The organism is Desulfovibrio sp. JC022 (assembly GCF_010470665.1).
In the GTDB taxonomy this organism is placed as follows: domain Bacteria; phylum Desulfobacterota; class Desulfovibrionia; order Desulfovibrionales; family Desulfovibrionaceae; genus Maridesulfovibrio.
On record NZ_VOPZ01000006.1, the window covers coordinates 74476 to 93967 of the forward strand.

The 19492-nt window shown below is 46.9% G+C and carries 16 protein-coding genes; 15 read left to right on the forward strand and 1 reads right to left on the reverse strand.

Annotation, left to right across the window (positions count from 1 at the left end; translation table 11 throughout):
- Nucleotides 1-65: 65 nt before the first annotated feature.
- The 4 genes from FMS18_RS10945 to FMS18_RS10960 are packed head-to-tail and all read left to right on the forward strand — an operon-like array spanning nucleotide 66 to nucleotide 4423.
- On the forward strand, nucleotides 66-932 hold the full coding sequence (locus tag FMS18_RS10945; RefSeq protein ID WP_163294429.1) for a CDP-glycerol glycerophosphotransferase family protein: 867 nt from the start codon (nucleotides 66-68) through the stop codon (nucleotides 930-932).
- Between the two features lie 2 nt (nucleotides 933-934).
- The gene (gene aepX / locus FMS18_RS10950) at nucleotides 935-2230 is read left to right on the forward strand and encodes a phosphoenolpyruvate mutase (protein ID WP_163294430.1); all 1296 of its coding nucleotides are present in this window, start codon (nucleotides 935-937) and stop codon (nucleotides 2228-2230) included.
- 1 nt (nucleotide 2231) lies between these two features.
- Entirely contained in the window at nucleotides 2232-3338 is a 1107-nt protein-coding gene (gene aepY, locus FMS18_RS10955; protein ID WP_163294431.1) for a phosphonopyruvate decarboxylase, read from the forward strand.
- A complete protein-coding gene (locus FMS18_RS10960; RefSeq protein WP_163294433.1) occupies nucleotides 3338-4423 on the forward strand; it encodes a phosphonoacetaldehyde reductase in 1086 nt (361 codons plus the stop codon). The genes aepY and FMS18_RS10960 overlap by 1 nt, the downstream gene beginning before the upstream one ends.
- On the opposite strand, the gene FMS18_RS10965 is transcribed toward FMS18_RS10960, so the two are convergent.
- Nucleotides 4424-5668 carry a hypothetical protein gene (locus FMS18_RS10965; protein ID WP_163294435.1) on the reverse strand — a complete coding sequence of 415 codons (1245 nt, stop codon included), beginning with the start codon at nucleotides 5666-5668 and terminating at the stop codon, nucleotides 4424-4426.
- A gap of 382 nt (nucleotides 5669-6050) precedes the next feature.
- On the opposite strand from FMS18_RS10965, the gene FMS18_RS10970 reads away from it, so the two are divergent.
- From FMS18_RS10970 to FMS18_RS20680, 11 genes are all read left to right on the forward strand, one after another.
- Complete coding sequence (locus tag FMS18_RS10970; RefSeq protein ID WP_163294437.1) at nucleotides 6051-6194, forward strand: hypothetical protein; 144 nt, start codon at nucleotides 6051-6053, stop codon at nucleotides 6192-6194.
- Nucleotides 6195-7168: 974 nt separating this feature from the next.
- Nucleotides 7169-12232 (forward strand): glycosyltransferase, encoded by a 5064-nt coding sequence (locus tag FMS18_RS10975; protein ID WP_163294439.1) that lies wholly within the window; start codon nucleotides 7169-7171, stop codon nucleotides 12230-12232.
- 217 nt (nucleotides 12233-12449) lie between these two features.
- Nucleotides 12450-13076: an SIS domain-containing protein gene (locus FMS18_RS10980; protein ID WP_163294441.1), complete on the forward strand. Its 627-nt coding sequence runs from the start codon at nucleotides 12450-12452 to the stop codon at nucleotides 13074-13076.
- Nucleotides 13077-13120: 44 nt separating this feature from the next.
- Nucleotides 13121-13987, forward strand: coding sequence for an N-acetylneuraminate synthase family protein (locus FMS18_RS10985; protein WP_163294443.1), 867 nt, complete (start codon nucleotides 13121-13123; stop codon nucleotides 13985-13987).
- Nucleotides 13988-15517, forward strand: a complete 1530-nt coding sequence (locus FMS18_RS10990) for a PfkB family carbohydrate kinase (protein WP_163294445.1) — start codon at nucleotides 13988-13990, stop codon at nucleotides 15515-15517.
- Between the two features lies 1 nt (nucleotide 15518).
- Nucleotides 15519-16484 (forward strand): hypothetical protein, encoded by a 966-nt coding sequence (locus FMS18_RS10995; protein WP_163294447.1) that lies wholly within the window; start codon nucleotides 15519-15521, stop codon nucleotides 16482-16484.
- 15 nt (nucleotides 16485-16499) lie between these two features.
- Complete coding sequence (locus FMS18_RS11000) at nucleotides 16500-16976, forward strand: SIS domain-containing protein (protein WP_163294449.1); 477 nt, start codon at nucleotides 16500-16502, stop codon at nucleotides 16974-16976.
- Between the two features lie 3 nt (nucleotides 16977-16979).
- Nucleotides 16980-17207: a hypothetical protein gene (locus FMS18_RS11005; RefSeq protein WP_203544607.1), complete on the forward strand. Its 228-nt coding sequence runs from the start codon at nucleotides 16980-16982 to the stop codon at nucleotides 17205-17207.
- A gap of 162 nt (nucleotides 17208-17369) precedes the next feature.
- The gene (locus tag FMS18_RS11010; RefSeq protein ID WP_163294451.1) at nucleotides 17370-17996 is read left to right on the forward strand and encodes a hypothetical protein; all 627 of its coding nucleotides are present in this window, start codon (nucleotides 17370-17372) and stop codon (nucleotides 17994-17996) included.
- Nucleotides 17983-19014, forward strand: a complete 1032-nt coding sequence (locus tag FMS18_RS11015) for a phosphotransferase (protein ID WP_163294453.1) — start codon at nucleotides 17983-17985, stop codon at nucleotides 19012-19014. The genes FMS18_RS11010 and FMS18_RS11015 overlap by 14 nt, the downstream gene beginning before the upstream one ends.
- Nucleotides 19015-19031: 17 nt before the next feature.
- Nucleotides 19032-19487 carry a hypothetical protein gene (locus FMS18_RS20680; RefSeq protein ID WP_239061020.1) on the forward strand — a complete coding sequence of 152 codons (456 nt, stop codon included), beginning with the start codon at nucleotides 19032-19034 and terminating at the stop codon, nucleotides 19485-19487.
- Nucleotides 19488-19492: the final 5 nt, after the last annotated feature.

Here is a 19492-nt window from a genome sequence, read left to right on the forward strand (position 1 = left end):
TTAAAAGCACGTATGCTTTTATCAGACTTTATCCCAAAAACACGTGGGGATATCTACGGCTGAGCATGGTCAAATCTCCGGTCATGCTTTCCACTACCCCCAACATCGGGACAGATGGGTATCCCTTAAAAAGGTCTCCTTATGTCCAGACCCTTATCCACATATTTCATTCCATAAGCGATACTTCCAACTACCATCTGGGAGCCTTAGACCACTATGATGTGGCCATTCTGGCTGGCAAACATGAAGAAAGAGCCCTACGGACAGTTGAGAAAAAACGCGGACTCAAGGCCAAAAAGCTTGTTGCCCTTGGAGTTCCGTATCTGGATCTGCTCCACCAGCAGGTTTCTAAAAAAAACAAAGCTGAGCAAAATTCCGTACTGATCGCTCCCTCGTGGGGCAGCAAAGGCTGTTTTGCCGAATATGGAACTGACTTTGTCAAAGACCTTTGCAGGGCAGGATTCAATATCACCATCCGGCTTCATCCCCAGTCGTATATTTCCGAACCCGGCAAAGTTAAAGAATGGGAACAAAGCCTTACCGACTGTGACGGGATAGCATGGGACACAAATCTCCTTGGAACTGACTCAATGGAGAAATCTTCCATTCTCATTTCAGACAGTTCATCCATCAGATATGACTATGCCTTTTTATATTCCAAGCCGGTCATAACTCTCTCTATTCCACTGGAGAATAGACAAGAGTACGAATCAGTGTATCAGGATGAAGTATGGTCTGAAAAATCATCATCTGAAATAGGCAGAGTTGTAGACAAAACAAACATAAAACAACTCCCGGAATTAATTTCCAAAACCATCAATGAATACAGCCCGGAAGACCTTGCTCGATTCAGGGATAAATCCATAGCAAATTTCGGCTGCTCCTCCGCAGCTATCGTCAAATTTATTATCAACAACTACCTCAAGGATTAATCATGAAAGTTTATGTAGGAATGAGCGCAGACCTTGTCCACCCCGGCCACATGAATATACTTAACATTGCCGCTTCTTATGGAGACGTAGTTGTCGGACTGCTTACCGACAAGGCAATCGCCAGTTACAAACGGCTCCCTTTCATGACTTATGAACAGCGCGAAATGATCATAAAAAACATCAAAGGAGTTACCGAGGTAATTCCCCAGCACACACTGGATTACGTTGAAAACCTTGAAAAAGTGCGCCCGGATTTTGTTGTCCACGGAGACGACTGGAAGACTGGACCGCAAAAACAGACCAGAGAAAGGGTAATTGCCACGATCTCCCAATGGGACGGCAAACTCATAGAACCGGCCTACACCGAAGGCATCAGTTCAACCCAGCTCAACGGCATGCTCAAGGAAATAGGAGTATCACCCGTTACCCGGCAGCAGAGATTAAAACGGCTCCTTGCGAACAAGCCCGTTGTCCGGGTGCTTGAAGCCCACAGCGGACTGAGCGGACTGATTGTGGAAAATGCTTCGGTCAAGAAGGATGGTCGCTCAGTTGAATTTGATGCCATCTGGGAAAGCAGCCTCACCGACTCCACCATGAAGGGGAAGCCCGACATTGAAGCAGTTGATACCACTTCACGCTTGCAGACCATCAACGAAATTTTCGAAGTGACCACCAAACCCATGATTTACGACGGTGACACCGGAGGTAAACCGGAACATCTGGCCTTCACTGTCCGTTCGCTTGAGCGGCTTGGGGTTTCGGCAATTGTCATTGAAGACAAAGTGGGCCTCAAAAAGAACTCCCTGTTTGGGACTGATGTGGAACAACATCAAGCTTCCATTGAAGATTTCTGCCATAAGATTGAAACAGGTAAAAAAAGTCAGGTCGGGGAGGATTTCATGATCTTTGCCAGAATTGAAAGCCTGATCTTCAACAAACCAGTGGACGATGCCCTTGAAAGAGCCACGGCTTACCTTGGTGCAGGGGCAGACGGGGTCATGATTCACACAAAAGACAAGTCTGAAAAGGACATTGTTGATTTCTGTCACCGCTATCAGGAACTCGGGCATACCGCCCCTATCATTGCTGTCCCTTCCAGCTACAATAAAGTCTACGAACAACAACTCGTTGATGCCGGTGTAAAAATTGTAATCTACGCCAACCACCTGCTGCGGGCCGCCTATCCGGCTATGATGGAAGTAGCCAAAGAAATACTTAGAAACGAGCGGTCATTTGAGTGCAACGACACCTGCATGAGTATTAAAGAAATTCTCGAACTCATACCCGGAACCAAATAAAATGATTGATCCTCTTTTTTTCTTAAAAAAATGTAAGGACAACGGATTCAGCACCTTTTACGGAGTGCCGGACTCCACTCTGAAACACTTCTGCACCGCTGCAACTGACGACAAAGAATTACAGCACACCATATGTGTAAACGAAGGTGCAGCCATCGGGGCAGCCATAGGCTACCACCTGTCCACAGCTGGAGCACCGGTTGTATATATGCAGAATTCAGGCCTTGGTAACGCAGTGAATCCTTTGACATCGCTGGTTGCCAAAGAAGTCTACTCCATCCCCATGCTGCTCATCGTGGGCTGGAGAGGTGAACCGGGAGTCAAAGATGAACCGCAACACGCCTTCCAAGGGGTAATAACCCCGGCAATGCTGGAGAATCTCCAGATCGATTATGCCGTGCTCGATAAGGATTCAGACATTGAAAAAGAGCTTCAAAAAGCCAACGCTTTTTTTCAAGAACACGACCGTCCGTATGCCCTGCTGGTAAAAAAAGGTACATTCTCAAAATATAAAAGTGTAACCGGGACGATCAAAGATTATCCGCTCAGCAGACAAAGAACCATTGAGTGTCTGGTAAAAGCACAGAACGCAGACAATGTCATTGTTTCCACCACCGGAATGGCTTCAAGGGAACTCTTCCATATCAGGAAAGAAAACAACATTTCACACGCAACAGACTTCCTGACCGTAGGCGGTATGGGACATGCCTCGTCCATCGCATTGGGGATAGCAGCCAATGCGCCGGAAAAGCAGGTCATCTGCCTTGACGGTGACGGAGCATGTTTGATGCATCTCGGTTCCCTTGCGACCATAGGCTCAAGCGGCATAGATAACCTGCTCCACATTGTTATCAATAACGGTGAACACGGCTCCACCGGAGGCCAGCCCACAGTTTCCCGTGAAGTTGATCTCTGCCAGATAGCCAAAGCCTGCGGCTACAGCTCAGTTGCCAGAATTGAAACCGAAGAAGAACTAAAGGCCCGGTTGGCTGACGCTGAAGGACTTTGCTTTCTGGAAGTTATGACCAACAACCATAAGTTAAAAGAGATAGGACGTCCGACGAGCACTCCGCTGCAAAACAAAAAAAAGTTCATGGGTAATTTCTAATGAAGGTTTTCACAGGCAACGGCTGTCTAAAACAACTTCTGAACGAGATTAAAACACGACAATACCGAAAGATTCTCGTTGTTACAGGAAAATCCTCTTTTGATAAATCAGGGCTGAAAGAGAAGTTGATTTCCGAATTTCAGGGAAGCGAGCTTACTTTCTTCTCGGAATTCTCGCCCAACGTTAAATTTGAAGAAAGTTATGCCGGCTGTGAAAAGATAAAATCCTCTGATATTAAGGCAGTGTTTGCTATTGGCGGAGGAAGTGTAATCGATATGGGCAAGACCATCTCCCTGAACCCCGGAAGCAGGGAAGGGTTGCGGCAGATGGTTCTCGGGCAGAAGGAGATTCATGAAACACTGCCCTTTTATTGCGCCCCCACAACAGCAGGATCAGGAAGCGAGGCCACCCACTTTGCTGTAATATACATGGACGGTCAAAAGTACTCGCTCGCCCATGAAAAACTTATCCCGCTCGGAGTTGCTGTCGACCCGGAACTCTCAGTGTCCATGCCGCCATACCTGACAGCCTGCTCCGGTTTTGACGCCCTGAGTCAGGCCATTGAATCATATTGGGCAAACGGAGCTACTGAGCAAAGCAGGGAATATGCCGCAAGAGCAATCTCTCTGATTCTTCCTGCTCTGGAAAATGCAATACTCAGCCCCGCCCCGGAAAGCAGGCAGGACATGGCCTTGGGCGCGCACTATGCTGGCAAGGCAATCAACCTGAGTAAGACCACCGCTCCGCACGCTTTTTCATACTACCTGACCTCCGCTTACGGAATTCCCCACGGACACGCAGTAGCAATATTTACCGGACTCTTTTTCAAAATCAACCAAGGCGCAATACCCAGCGGGCTGTATAAAATCATGAACTGCGATTCAGCTGAGGCATGTTACAACTTATGGTACGAAATGATGGATCACTGCCAGCTTGAATATCGCATGGAAAAGCTCGGTATTCCTGAGACAGAGTGCGAAAACATAATCAGTTACGTCAATCTGGAAAGATTAAAGAATAATCCGGTTATTTTAGATAAGGAAGATTTGCTAACTAATCTCAAAAAAATCTATCACTCCGCATAATTACTCTTTCCAATCAATATTCACTAAAAATCCATCATCAATAACACATCTACCTTTAGGGATATCCCTTTCATATTGCCTGAACATGTAAAAATGAAGTGCTCCGTATTGCTCCTGCAAAAAAAGTTTTGGAAAGTTCATATAGTAATAAGTAGTATCAAACCTATCGTTGGGAGAAAGAACCATACTTATTGAATTCTGGAGATAATGATCAATAGGAGTTGTCCCTCCAAGTAGAGGCTTGTATCGGGAGACATACCACTTCTCGTCAAAAGGTAGATGTTCCGCAAATTTCTCTTTCAAGTTGGCTACATATACCCGCGCAAGAGCTTTTACTTCCGCTAATTCAGTATGCATAAGTTTAAGACGGATAGCCAAATAACCAAGCTGATTTACCAGATATGGTGCTTTGGACTCGGAAATCCTTGCAGTCAAAACCTGCAAAGCGTCATTAAGTTTCTGCTGCTGTTCCAAACAATTGGAAAGGACAACGTAAACAACATCATCATTAACTCCCTGTTCCAGCAGTTGCCGGGCAACCAACTCAGCATCAGCCCACTCCCCGCTCCCAAGCAGTAGAATCAACTTCTTCAACAATAATTCTTTTTTCTGCTCTGCGTCCCCTTGGGCAATGAGAGAATCAATCCATTGAAAAATAGATCTGTTTCCTTCTTTTTTGTAAGCCAGATAACGCATTTTCCAATCCAGGTACGATTCAACTTCTTTGGTAAATCTGCCATACCCTTCTTGTAGCAAAGACCAATTTCCCGAAAGAGCACACGCTTCGACAAAACGGATCCCCCATTCAGTTTGGGAGTTTTCTTCATCTGCCAGTCCATAAGCTTTCAACATATTAGCAACAAAAGCCTGAGAATCATTTTCCCGCTCAGCAATAATTGACAGGTAGTAAGGCGGAAAAGGAGAACTGACTTCCTGCTCGGCCAGCATTTTTGCAGCCTGTTTGGCCTTGAGAATCATATTCTTGTCAAGGTAAAGCTCTATTGTTCTTTTCAATTGGGAACTTCGATCATCAAAGGTCAATTTTTCCCAATTTTCAAGAGGCACTCCCTCGCGCACAATTATTTGAGGAGCAAACTTTTTATTATTGGAGATTGAAATGTTAGGTTGTAAATTCTCCAAAAGATTTTCATCTTCAGCAAGTGCGGCAAATACATAATCAAGCAGTTGGACATGAGATATGACTTTTCCTTCACTATAGTGCGTGACAGGCCAACGGATTGCCAATAATACCCCGCAGCGGTCCTCAGCAATGAGGGACGGATTAAAACCGTTGACTCTGATATTCTCTGATAGATCCTGACTCTGTCCGGCTTCAACCTGCCTGAAACGTAAGGCACCATGGTCCCCGGACGCGATGATCAAAGCTCCGGGATCATTTTCTAAAATAAGATCAATGACATCCTCGCATTCACGTTCTGCCTGTCCGTATGCCTCCCGGTAGTCATCAACAAAAGGTTCGAGTTCACTCCAGTCAAGTGAAGCATGGGTATGTCTGGCTCCAAAATGAAAGACATGCAGCTGAGGATCATTTTCCTTCGACTTAATATTGTGCCGCAGGTGATCCTTAATCTGCGGAGTTGCGTTTTCCGCTTCGAAGACATCATCCATGGAAAAAATTTTCCTGATCAACGAAGACTGGGCAAAAAGAGGCGCAAACCTAGCGTGTAGAAAAAAGTCCATATTCGATGAACTGGAAAAAGCATTGTCAAAAGTTTCCTTAAAAAAGGAGAGCATGTACGGAGAGGAGTAAAAATTAGTAGTATACTCGTTGTCCTTGAAAATATTAAGTCTCTTTGACGTTTTCGGTACATTATGGATGGGAGTATCGGCTATTTCATAAACCCTGCCTGGCCATAACATGCATGAAAGACTCTCAACAGTTGAAGACAAGTTGGAATAGGTTCGATCATAAACGGTGAACTCTTTGTCTTTTATGCTCTTTAACAAATCGTCATTATCAATAGAATATATACTTTTCAGAGCCTTACTGGAATGAAATGACTCAAGAAGAAGAATATAAATATTTGGAGTATGTTTGAATTTGACTTCCGGCTCGGCTGTTCGGACAAAATTCGGGGTATGTTCTTTTTGATTTTTCAAATTTTTAAACAAATCAAATGCAGAAATTCCAGTCAGAAAAGCGAAAAAGAGGTTCAAAGGTGCAAGAGAAAAAAAGTAGGATAATAAAAAGAAAATGCATGTGGAAAAAATAATTATATATGCCTTCATCCTGCCCTGAATCAATTCAGATATACTTTTTTCAGACATGATCCAAAAGAGTGCCAGCGCGAACAAACTGACGATTACCCTTTTAACAGGCACGGCTATCGGGGCCAGCCCAGCAAAAAAAACCGCCAGCCCCCCCAAAACAGCTCCGACGCAGCAGACCAGAATCAACGAACTCCTAATCTGACGAACATTGAACTGCTCTGTATTCACAGAGGTCAAAAACAGAGTAGGACAGACAGCTGCGAATAAGACGGCAAGAACAGGACTACCAATAAGATCAATCATCACCCATAAACCTCGCTAAAACTTCTTTCTTCCAGCGATTTAGCACACCCGCCACCAAACGTCATCATCAGCCTCCTTCAACGTGTCGGAGAAACGTAGCATTGTTATCCGGACAAGCTTAAACATTGGACATCCCGGCCCAACATATGCAAATATTATTTGTCTTATGAATTCCCTATCAACCGTCTAAAATATATCGGGTTCAATCAAATGATCTACTGGGCTTCTCCTGAAAAAATAAATCTCTGCCTAAGGGAAGAATTGAACGTTGCAGACGGCAATGCCAATACCCTTACCGGAAACTGGGATAAAGAAACTCTGCCCTTTGAAAAAAACTCTGCATTCTATAAGTCCCTTAAGCAGCGGACAGCAGGAGTTGAATGGGAGAAGACTGAATATTTTCAACATTGCTTCAAAGAAATCAAATCCGGGAAAATAAGTCAGGGCTGTACTGACATTGCTCAGCTACTTGAACATTGTGCTGATCAGGAAAGAGCTTTCCATGAAACAAAAGAATTCGGTTTTCGACAGATAGGAACTGACGATTGTATCTGTATCGCTATTGACCGGGAAGGCAAACTGCTCCTGAGTAGCGGGGAACACAAGTTAAGCTATGCCAAACTACTTAAAATTGATTCCATTCCGGTAAAAATCGTCGCCCGCCACGAAGAGTGGGAAAAACTTCAAGGAGAGATCAATAACTTTGCTCGGAGCAACAGCGGAAAAACTGGTTTTCCCATTGACCATCCTGACTTTATTCACACCCCGGCTGACAACATGGGATTATCATCCCTGATAATCGACCACATGCTCCCCAAAGGGAAAAGCATTCTGGAGACAGACTCAAGCTGGGGATACCTTTCCACTATTTTAGAGCCGTTAGGCAGAGATTGCGTTGCCCTGAGAGGCAAAACAGACGATCATAATTTCATAGGCAGGCTACGCAAGGCCACCGAATCTAATTTTAAAATATCCGAACACGATCTTCTAGATTATTTCAGTGACCAACAAAAATTCGACACCGTCATAGCACTAGATTCTCTGCCTTCCCTCATGGAATCCAAAGAAGACAATTCAAAACTGAAAAAACTGCTGCCCAAAGTTAACACCGAAGAGCTGTTTACTTTAACTCCAGTGCAGAGACAGGCTGAGGATTTTGCAAAACTGATTATCGAAAACTCATCTCTCGACAGCTTTCGTATAATTTCCGATTTTAAAAACAGGAAACTGCTGCACATATACAAATCCGCAAACAAGAATAAATACCCCGCTCTTCGTAAAGATTTCCGGCTCATCTTTCTCGCTTTCATCAATGCCACCTACCCGCAAATCTTTAAAAAAGTCCACGGACAGTTTAAAGGCCTCAAAGCAAACCATCCCAACTCCCACTGCATTGTCATAGGCAACGGGAAGGATGATGTTGATACTTCAGGTTACGACTTCGACTTTATTGACCTGCGGGACTATCAGGACGGCCCTGCGCAGAAAGGTCTCATCGCCGTGGAAGTACTGAAGCGGCTTTCCCCGGATATTATTTATATGCGCTACCCGGTTGCCGACGCCCATCTGGAATACCTGACCCGCCATTTCCCAGACATCATTTTCGAACACCAGACCTTTGAAATCGAAGAGCTGGAAAAATCCAATCCCAACCTTTTTTACAATGAGCTGGCCTTTGGAGCGACTTGCATGCAGCGCGGACTTGGCGGAGTTGGGGTAACAGATGAAATCACCTGCTATGAACGCAGGAGGGTTGCAAAAGACAAACACTACCGCACAATGGGCAACGGTATCGATACGACATTGCTGCCAATCTCCAAGGCACCATCCCAGACAGGCAAAATACACGCCCTGCTTGTGGCTGATTTTCAGTTCTGGCATGGACTGGATAGGCTTATTGCAGGGTGCATTGCCGCCCCGGAAATATGTGCCAAATTCAAATTCCACCTCGTGGGATACGGCCCGGCATTGGAGCAGGGCAAGGAACTAATAGCAAAATACGGACTGGAAAAATCATTCGTATATCACGGATATCTGCTGGCGGATAAAATTGGCCCCATAGCCGACCTATGCAGTATCGGAATAGGGGTACTTGCCCCGCTGCGAAAATCACTTTCACAGACATCGGCACTTAAGCACCGCGAATTCGTATTGCGGGGCTTGCCGCTGGCATTTGCCGGTGAGGATACCGATCTCAGCCCGAATATGGAATTTTGTCATACTTTTCCGGACGATGAGACCCCCATTGATCTGGCCGGACTTTACGGGTTCGCAAAAAAAAGCAGAACCCGTCCGGAAGTGCGTTTGCAGGTCCGCGAATACGCCCTGAACCGCCTCGACTGGAAATCAAAAATGAAAACAATCGCTGATATGGCCGCCCTTGCCCTGTCGGCTAAGCAGGACAAATCGACCGCAAAAACAAGCCCGCAAAAAAACACTGCCAAGCCGGGCATGAACGAAGAGAATTCCACCAAATTTAAACTTGAGACAGCAGTAAATCAGATTGCCAAAACAGGTAAACGACCAAAAAATCTTTATAAGGCTGTACTGGATTTCCTTAAAAACGAAGGAGAATCCGAAACACTGGCCTCCTGGGTGATGCAATCCCAACTTGCGGATGGAGAATTAAAGGTACAGGCGGAAGGAAATCCTCTGGTCTCCTTCATAGTCCCTTGCTACAACCACGCAGAATATCTGCGTGAATGTATACTCAGCCTACTGAGGCAGGATTTTAATTCCTTTGAAATTATCATCATCAACGATGGCAGCACGGACAACACAGACGAGGTTGCCACTGCACTTGAAGAAGAATTCCCCACCCACCGCATCCGGCACATAAATCAGGAAAACAGCGGTCTGGTCAGGTCCAGAAACAGGGGCTGCACTGTCGCCAAAGGCAAATACATCCTGCCCATTGATGCGGACGATCTAATCGCCCCCACTTTCCTCAGCAAGACTGTCCCTGTCCTCGAAGCACACCCGGAGCTGGGCTACGTAAGCACAAAAGCCCTTTTCTTCGGACATTCCAATCTGATCTGGCCCAAGAACGAACTTGTTCCGGCCAATTTCTTTGCCACCAACCAGCAAACATGCAGCACCCTTTTCCGCAAATCCATGTGGAAGGAACTTGGCGGATACGATGAAAGAATGACCCGCGGCTACGAAGATTGGGAGTTATGGATTCGAGCCACTAAAAACGGATGGATCGGAACTCAAATTGATGAGCCGCTCTTTTTCTATCGCCGCAAAGCCGACTCCATGATCACCAACTCCCGCCAGAAAGACGCGGAGATCAAAGAGCAGATTGTACGCCTCCACCCGGACATTTACGATGCTTCACGACTGAAAAATTTCGAAAAGGAAATGCACTGGTCCAACTGGATTCCGCCGCAACTGGTCAGAGGGGATTTCAAACTCCCCAGTCAAGGTGGCGCAGAACAGGTTGCCGACCGCGAAGTCGAGCAACAGCTTGAGAACCTGAAAAAGCATATTCTGGGATTACTGGCTCAGATTGATCCTCGCATGAAAAAACATTTCCTGAAATCAGATGCCGGAAACGGGGAGCAGGAAAAATTCGCGGCACTCCACAAGCAAATCTCCACAAGGGTTACAAAACTCAATACCGCTAATCAGAACATAGAAGCCATTGACGTTGCAGCTGTTCTGCTTTCGCTTTATCCACTGGAAAGAAACAGCGTTCTCCTCTTCATGGACTCGCTCATCAAAAACAATGATTTCTCCACCTGCTACAGTGTCGGATCGCTTTACCTCTCCCTCTGGAATTGGGAAAAACACATTCTTGAGCGAATGGCGCACAGCCTGTGCGGTCAGGCCGACCAACCCGGAAACGAAGACAGAGCTCTCGGCTTTCTTGAAGGAGCCACCCTGCTGGCCCCGGATTATCGGTTGGCATGGATGAAAAAATTCGAATTCCAAATCGCGGGAAAACTTTACCGAGCCGCAGAACGTACGAGAAAACAGGCCGCAGAAGCAGGCATCAAACTCCCATCAGTTCCACTGCCGGATTCTGCTGAATCAAAAAAAGAAGTTAAACATATCTGGTATGTAACAAATGCCTTTGGCTACATAGGCGGAGGAATCAACGGAGTATCGCAGGCAAAATTCATGACTCTGGGTAGCATCCTTGCCAATGATGACCTCTGCAAAGTGACTATGGTCACCCCGCTGACAATTGCCCTTCCCGCAGGAATTGCCGAATTTTCCCGCCAGTACCATGTCCCGCGCGAAAGGGAGGATGCTTCATGGCCGGATTTTATAGCAACAGTCAGGACTGAACCGCAAAATCATCTCGGCATAAGCAACCAAAAGGACTTTACCGGAGAATGGCTCCCCTGCCGCTTACCGGAAGAAAATCCGGACCTGATTATAATTGAAGGAGTCCGGACTGAACCTCATGATTTCCTGACCGGATTGGGACTGAACTTTGATTGTCCACTTTTATATATGCACCACAACTCGCCGTACCACTTTTCAGGAGAGATCACTGATGACGGATCCCTTCCTGTAATGCTCAAAAATCTGGAGCAGTACACATACAACATCAGCGTTTCGCGCACAGTTGCCGAAGAATGGAAAAGCCTTCCCGAACAACGTGATAAGCAATGGTTCAGCATTGCTAACTGCATCCGTGAGGATGAAGCTGCCGAAGTAAGTTCCCGTCCTGCCCAAGAAATCCGCCGGGAACTGGGGGTACCTGAACAGGAATTCATGATTCTCTGCCTTGCCAGCGTGCAGCACCGTAAAGGGCAAGACATCCTCTTAAGCCAGATGAATGAAATTCTTACCGAAATCCCCAATGCGCGGCTCATATTCGTCGGCCCGGTATTGCCTGACCGCGGTGGGGTGGATATTGTGGAAATGAGCAAGAACCAGCCCTATTCTGACCGGGTTCATTTCGTAGGAGCCAAAGACAACGCTCTTGATTACATTTACGCCAGCGACCTGCTGGTACTCCCCTCACGCGAGGAAGCCCTGCCCCTTTCTATCATGGAAGCCATGGCCCTAGGCAGGACCTGTGTGGCTTCCGATGTATACGGCATACCGGAAATGATCATCCACGGGGAAACCGGTCTTATGTTCTCACTGGACCAGCCGCAGGACCTTGCAAAACACATTATCCGACTGGGAAAAAACAAAGCTGAACGCGAAGAAATGGCCGCAAAAGCTGAAATACGCTACCGGGAACATTTCTCACGTGAACGCCATGCTGAAAGATGGCGGGAAGTATTGGAAGAGATTTTCAGTGGGGAATAGGAATTCCCCACTGAACTTCAATTGTGGAACAAAGTTATGATTTAACGCACACCAGCTAATATTTTAAGAGCAGGTATGCTAACACGACGATACACGGAAAACAGCAGCATTTGCCCATCCCGGTCAAACAAGGAACTGACTTCCTTGCAATAATTATTGATAATCGGATAGACGTAGCCAAATCAAAAAAGATTTATCTAGAAATGGAGTTCCCACCATGATCGAAATTCAAAAATTAATTAAAAGATTTCCCGTCTTGTCTAGCATCAGCACTTCAATTGAAGAGGCAACAAATATCCTCGTTGAATGCGCGAAGAAAGGAAACACAATTTTCACATGCGGCAATGGCGGTTCAGCGGCTGATGCTGAACATATTGCAGGAGAGTTGATGAAATCCTTTGTTCGTGAAAGGCCATTACCCAAGAACGAACTGAAAAAACTTAAGTCTCTGGGACCTGAAGGAGCAACACTGGCGTCCAACCTGCAAAAAGGAATTCGTGCTATCCCTCTAACCGGCATGCCTTCACTCTCCACTGCCTACTTAAACGATTGCGAACCATATTGTATCTTCGCCCAACAGGTATATAATCTTGCAAATGAAGGAGACTGCCTGCTGGCCATAAGCACATCCGGCAATTCCCCAAATATTGTCTATGCTGCGATTGCAGCAAAAGCCAAAGGCGTTAAAACAATATTGCTCTCTGGACGAAACGGGGGAAAATTAGCAGATATTTGTGATGAGAACATAATAGTACCTGAACAAGAAACGTATATTATTCAAGAACTGCACCTCCCCATCTATCATGCAATCTGCCTTGAAATTGAACGGCAACTTTTTAACTGAGGCGATCATTGACAATACTCAGTAATAACTAAACAATAGCATTCATGCACACCCTCCCCCTCTTCATAGCCGAAGTGTCCAGCAACCACGGCAGCAACCTTGACCGCTGCTATGAACTCATCGACACCGCCGCGCGCATCGGCTGTGGTGCGGTAAAATTCCAGCTGTTCAAAATTGATGAACTTTTCGCCCCGGAAATTCTCGCGCAAAGTAAAGAACACCGTGACAGGAAACGCTGGGAACTACCGGAGTCCTTTGTCCCGCTCATTGCAGAGCGTTGCCGGAAGCGGAGAATTCTATTTTCCTGCACACCGTTCTATATTGATGCTGTCAAAATTCTGACTCCCCATGTGAACTTTTTTAAAATTGCCTCTTACGAACTGCTCTGGACCGACCTGCTAGAAAAATGTGCTGTAAGCTCCAAGCCTGTTATTCTTTCCACCGGGATGGCTGATATGGACGAAATCGGCACGGCAGTTAAAACACTACAATATTCAGGCTGCGTTGATCTTACCCTGCTGCACTGCGTATCCGGCTACCCCGCCCCGGTGGAGCAGGCCAATCTCGCGGCCATGCAGACCATGAAAGATAAATTCAATTGCAAAATAGGCTGGTCTGACCATACAGTAAGCAAAGCCGTCATCCAGCGGGCAATCCATAAGTATGACGCTCAGGTAATTGAACTACACCTCGATCTTGACGAAACCGGGGCAGAATACAAATTCGGGCATTGCTGGCTGCCGGATCAGGTTGAAAAGATGATCAGAAGCGTTCACGAGAGCCTGGCTGCGGATGGAGACGGAATCAAAATTCCAGTTGAAATAGAATTGCCAGACCGGGAATGGCGGGCCGACCCTGCGGACGGGCTGCGCCCCCTGAAATCAATCAGAAAGACATGGAAAGCAGAATAAATGGCCAGTGCGGACAGTAAAATAAAAACTATTTCAGAGCTTGCAGAAATATCCAAAGAGCTGCGCGAGAGCGGCAAACGGGTAGTACTCTGCCACGGCGTATTCGACCTGCTGCATATCGGACATATCCGCTATTTCAATCAGGCCAAGGAACATGGCGATGTACTAATCGTCACCCTGACCCCGGACCACTTTGTGGACAAAGGACCGGACCGGCCGGCTTTCACTGAAATCTTGCGCGCCGAAGCCCTCGCATCTCTTGGAGAGACCGATTACGTAGCTATCAATGAATGGCCCACTGCTGAAGAAACACTACGCGCCATCCGCCCGCACGTTTATGCCAAGGGCGATGAATTCAAAAATATCGATAACGACCCGCTGGGAAAAATCGGTAAAGAAGCAGACGTGGTCCGCGAAATCGGTGCCGAGCTGGTCTTTACCTCGGACATTGTCTACAGCTCCTCAAACCTGATCAACCGCTATCTGAACCGCAACAATGAAGAGCTGAACGAATACCTGAAGATGTTCCGCAACCGTTACCAGCTTGAGGACCTGCTGGACCATCTGGAACGTATGCATGACCTCAAGGTTCTGGTTATCGGGGATACTATCCTTGATGAATACCAGATTGCTTCCACGCTGGGGAAATCTTCCAAGGACCCCATTCTAGCCCTCAAATACCAGTCCCATGAGCTTTATGCCGGGGGCGCCCTGGCAGTAGCCAATCACGTAGCCAACTTTGCCGGGGAAGTTAGCCTGCTAACCATGCTTGGCGCAAATGACCGTTACGAAGATTTCATCCGCGAAAAACTGGACTCCAAAATCAGCCCCTGCTTTTTCACCCGGCCAAACGGGCCGACCACCCTCAAGCGCAGGTTCATTGACAGCTATTCCCTGAACAAGGTCATGGAAATTTATGTCATGGATGATAGTCCCCTGCCGGATAATGTTGAGCAGGAAATATGCGCTGAGCTGGATAAAATAATTTCCAATTATGATCTCGTGCTGGCTGCGGACTTCGGGCACGGCTTGATCAGCCCTGCGGTTGTCGAACTACTTGCGAAAAAATCCCCCTATCTTGCGGTGAATACGCAGGCAAATGCCGGGAACCGGGGTTTCAACACCATCGGCAAATATCCGCAGATGGACTTTTTCTCGCTGGCAGAACATGAACTGCGTCTTGAAACCCGCGACCAGCTCAATGAGCTGCGCCCCCTGCTCATTGAAACCAGTGAGCAGCTGAACACAAAGATTTCTCTGGTCACACAGGGCAGCCGGGGTTGTTCCCTTTACAATCCGACCAGCGAATTTGTGCGTATCCCCTCCTTCCAGTCCAATGTGGTGGACCGGGTCGGAGCCGGGGACGCACTCTTTTCCATTGCATCCATGTCCGCCTGCATGGGCTTGCATGAAGAGCTGGTCGGATTCTTAGGCAATATTGCCGGATCGCTGGCAGTGCAGATCATGGGCAATGACCGGGCCATAGACAAGCAATCCATGCGCAAATACATAACCGCGACCATGAAATAAAATGAGCAGCAAATACCACCAATTCGACCGCAACAGACTTAAAGTGCTTCCTCTGTCAGAACGCAAAAGTCTGATTGATACCGGGCTTATCGAAGCCCCCAAACCTTGCACAGAAGTTCATCCTTCCCTTAAAGCTGTTGCAGAAGAGCTTGCAATTGCACGGGATAAAAGCAGCTCACGCATTCTTATGATCGGTGCCCATGTAATCCGCTCCGGCATGCAACGTTATATTTTTGACCTCATGGAAAAAGGAATGATCAATTGCATTGCGGTAAACGGGGCCTGTGCCATCCATGACTTTGAATTCGCCCTGCTCGGACAGACCACGGAATGCGTTGCCACCTACATTTCAAACGGACAGTTCGGTCTCTGGAATGAAACCGGGCTTCTCAACGACATTATTTCCCAAGGCAATGCGCAGGGGCTTGGTTTCGGTGAAGCTGTTGGCAAATACATCTACGAAAAGAATCTCCCCCACTCTGAAATAAGCCTCTTTGCCAAGGCTTACGAGCTTGGCATCCCGGTTACGGTTCATGCGGGGATAGGCTACGACATCATCCACGAGCATCCCAATTGTGACGGGGCAGCCATCGGCGAAGCCAGCTACCGTGATTTCCTGATCTTTGCTGCCCAGCTGGAACAGCTTGAACACGGGGTAATCATGAATTTCGGAAGTGCCATCATGGCCCCAGAAATCTACCTCAAAGCCCTAGCCATGGTCCGTAATGCGGCAGCAAGTTCCAACCCCACAAAAACAATTCGCAATTTCACAACGTTAGTATGCGACTTGCATGATCTGCCCGATAAAGTAGGAACCGAAGCCCCTAAGAACGATGCCCAGTATTATTTCCGCCCTTGGAAAACCATGCTGGTCCGCACTGTGGCAGACGGTGGCAAGAGCTACTATGTGCGCGGATTCCATCAGCAGACCATCCCCCAGCTCTGGACCGCAGCCGAAAAACTTTAAGCACCGGGAAATATTTTGTGGAATAAACACACACAAAGATTACAGAATTGCCTCAATTCCATTGAAGTAAGCGGGGCCAACAGAACTCCCGGATGCTGCCCGGACGGTTGTGATCAGGCTTTCACGGTCTGGAAAACAATGACCGAAAAACTACGCGAACAAGGCAAAATTATTTACCTGATCGGCAACGGGGCCAGCGCGTCCATGGCCAGCCACTTTTCCGCCGACCTTGCAAAAAATGCCCATGTTCACACGCAGGTATTCACTGATCTGGCACTTATTACCGCCCTTGCCAACGATATTTCCTACGATCAGGCCTTTGTTGAACCCCTCAAACGCAGACTGACTTCCAATGATATGCTGGTGGCCATCAGCAGTTCCGGCAACTCACCCAATATGCTGAACGCCTGCTGCTTTGCCGCTGAAACCGGACACGCCTGCATTCTCCACTACTGGATGGATTCCGTTTCCGTGCCCCCGACAGAAGGATAAATTATGAACGACAATCTGCGCTTTGATTTCCACAAGCTGCACCCGCGCCGGGTTGCAGAATGGCTGGAGGGGAAAAATATCTCCCCCCTGCACATGGAGGTCTGCCCCAGATGGGCCTGTAACCATCGCTTCCGTTTTTGTAGCTACAATTTCATGAATTACGTGCCCAAATATCTGAACCTTGAAATTTTCCGGGAACGTATTCCCGGAATTGTGACAACTGCCGCATGAACAAAACCAACATTTATCTCTGGAAGCTTCAAAATCCAGACGATCATGTTAGTTTTATTTAAGGCAAAAAGTTAATGTACTTCGCGTATTTGTTCTATGATTTCGCATCTGGCGACCAAAGAAACCAAGTCCCTTTGGAATCCCTATTAGGAAGGTTAGGTTATGAATATTGGAATCGACCTTGATAATACTATCATCTGCTATGACAATACCTTGCATGGGATTGCTCTTGAACGCGGCCTAATTTCCGGTGAAACACCCAAAATCAAAAGAATTATCCGGGATGAGGTACGTTCAAAGCACAGCGAATTTGAATGGCAAAAACTACAGATCGCCATTTACGGAACTCATATGGAGCGGGCGGAACTCATGAACGGGGTATGGAATTTTTTGATTGGCTTAAAAGAACGCGGGATAAAATTTAAAATCATCAGTCACAAGACCCGTTATCCTAACTACGGAGACTGCAAAGTTGACCTGCGTGCGGCGGCAATGGAGTTTTTGCGCCAGCATGATTTTTTCGCTGAATCCGGCTTGGGATTGACTGAGAAGGATGTCTTTTTTTTATCTACTAGGGCGGAGAAAATAGAAACCATTCGCGAGCACAAATGCTCCCTGTTCATCGATGATCTCAAGGAGCTTTTCCTTGAACCAGACTTCCCGGCCCAGACCTCCAAAATTCTCTTCTCGTCAGAATCGAATCTCGACCTGCCCGGCATAACCTTGTTGCCCGATTTTGCGAAGATAAGTAAATTTGTTTTTGAGGGGATTAAATATGGTCGATTCTGATCCCAAAAGACTTGTCCGTAATTTGACCGGGGAAATTCCGGTTAATGCTAAACGCATCTGTGCCGGACGTAACAGCCGGGTCTTTCGGGTGGATTGCGAATCCGGCCGAACCCTGCTGGCTAAATTTTACCTCCAGCCTACAGCGGACGGACATAGCAGATTAGAACAGGAATGGACTGCTTTACAATTCATTAATGAATCCGGACTTAGAAATATTCCCCGCCCGCTTGGCTTTGATGAAACGGTTCAAGGAACTGTCTATTCATTTATACATGGAACTCCAGAGAAAAAAGCAACAGACGAAAACATTCGTGCCATCCTTGCATTTCTCGCCAAACTCAAAGATTTTTCTACTCAAGACAATGCCGCAGTTTTACCCCGCGCTGCCGAAGCGTGCTTCTCCCCTGCTGAATTAGTGGAAAACATCAAACTGCGGTTTGATAAACTGCGCAAACTGCCCGCGCAAGATGAACTATATCAACTCATGCATTCATTTCTGGTGAACGAATTCACACCCAGATTTAAAAAGAGTATCATCAAAGCAGAACAAAAGTTCCCCGGCTGCTTATGGACCAAACCGCTCCAACAACATTATAAGACGCTCAGCCCTTCCGACTTTGGATTTCACAACATGATAAAAAGTGACACAAGCTTCACTTTTGTGGACTTTGAATATTTCGGCTGGGATGATCCTGTAAAATCGACCTCGGATTTTCTGCTACACCCGGCAATGAATTTGAGCGAAAGCCAGATGGTACTTTTCTTTTCCGGCATGGAAAATATTTTTAAAAACGATAAACAATTCATTGTCCGCTTCAAAACATACCTGCCCCTGTTTCGCTTGAAGTGGTGTATGATCCTGCTTAACGAATTTTTGAACCAGCATCTCCAGCGACGGGAGTTTGCTGCCGGGGATATCTCCGACCGCAATGATTTACGGGCTGATCAGCTTGATAAGGCTGAAAATTTCCTTAATAAAGACCAGAAGATACTAACCGCACTGAATTTGCGTAATTAATACACTGGAGAAAAATCTTGGACCAACACTCTAAACAGCTCAGAAAAAACATCGTGGATGTGCTCCACCATGCGGGACGCGGTCACGTGGGTCCGTCCATGTCCTTGGTGGAAATGTTGCGTGTTCTCTATGATTCGGTTCTTAAGTATGATTCCGCAGATCCGCAATCAGTGGTACGAGACAGCTTCATTCTCAGCAAAGGCCACGGCTGTCTGGCCCTTTGCATGCTGGCGGGAAAAAATTCATCCGCGAAGAAGAGCTGTTCAGTTTCTGCTCCTTTGACGGGCTGCTTGGCGGGCAGCGCGGTGGCAGAAATCCTGACTGATGCCTGCCTGCCAAACCCGCTGCGCATAAAACGGCTCTGTTCACCGGACTCCTTCAGCGAAAATTACGGATCGCAGCTGGAGCACTTCGCCCACAACGGCCTGACCGCGGAAAATATTGTTAGTGAAGCCGAAAAACTGCTAGCTTAGACGTT

Excerpts from the sequence above, each read along its gene's own strand:
- FMS18_RS10975 (WP_163294439.1), top strand. The coding sequence starts at position 7,169 with ATGATCTACTGGGCTTCTCCTGAAAAAATAAATCTCTGCCTAAGGGAA.
- aepX (WP_163294430.1), top strand. The coding sequence starts at position 935 with ATGAAAGTTTATGTAGGAATGAGCGCAGACCTTGTCCACCCCGGCCAC.
- aepY (WP_163294431.1), top strand. The coding sequence starts at position 2,232 with ATGATTGATCCTCTTTTTTTCTTAAAAAAATGTAAGGACAACGGATTC.
- FMS18_RS10970 (WP_163294437.1), top strand. The coding sequence starts at position 6,051 with ATGGAAAAAATTTTCCTGATCAACGAAGACTGGGCAAAAAGAGGCGCA.
- FMS18_RS10990 (WP_163294445.1), top strand. The coding sequence starts at position 13,988 with ATGGCCAGTGCGGACAGTAAAATAAAAACTATTTCAGAGCTTGCAGAA.
- FMS18_RS11010 (WP_163294451.1), top strand. The coding sequence starts at position 17,370 with ATGAATATTGGAATCGACCTTGATAATACTATCATCTGCTATGACAAT.
- FMS18_RS10960 (WP_163294433.1), top strand. The coding sequence starts at position 3,338 with ATGAAGGTTTTCACAGGCAACGGCTGTCTAAAACAACTTCTGAACGAG.
- FMS18_RS10980 (WP_163294441.1), top strand. The coding sequence starts at position 12,450 with ATGATCGAAATTCAAAAATTAATTAAAAGATTTCCCGTCTTGTCTAGC.
- FMS18_RS10985 (WP_163294443.1), top strand. The coding sequence starts at position 13,121 with ATGCACACCCTCCCCCTCTTCATAGCCGAAGTGTCCAGCAACCACGGC.
- FMS18_RS11005 (WP_203544607.1), top strand. The coding sequence starts at position 16,980 with ATGAACGACAATCTGCGCTTTGATTTCCACAAGCTGCACCCGCGCCGG.
- FMS18_RS11015 (WP_163294453.1), top strand. The coding sequence starts at position 17,983 with ATGGTCGATTCTGATCCCAAAAGACTTGTCCGTAATTTGACCGGGGAA.
- FMS18_RS10995 (WP_163294447.1), top strand. The coding sequence starts at position 15,519 with ATGAGCAGCAAATACCACCAATTCGACCGCAACAGACTTAAAGTGCTT.
- FMS18_RS10945 (WP_163294429.1), top strand. The coding sequence starts at position 66 with ATGGTCAAATCTCCGGTCATGCTTTCCACTACCCCCAACATCGGGACA.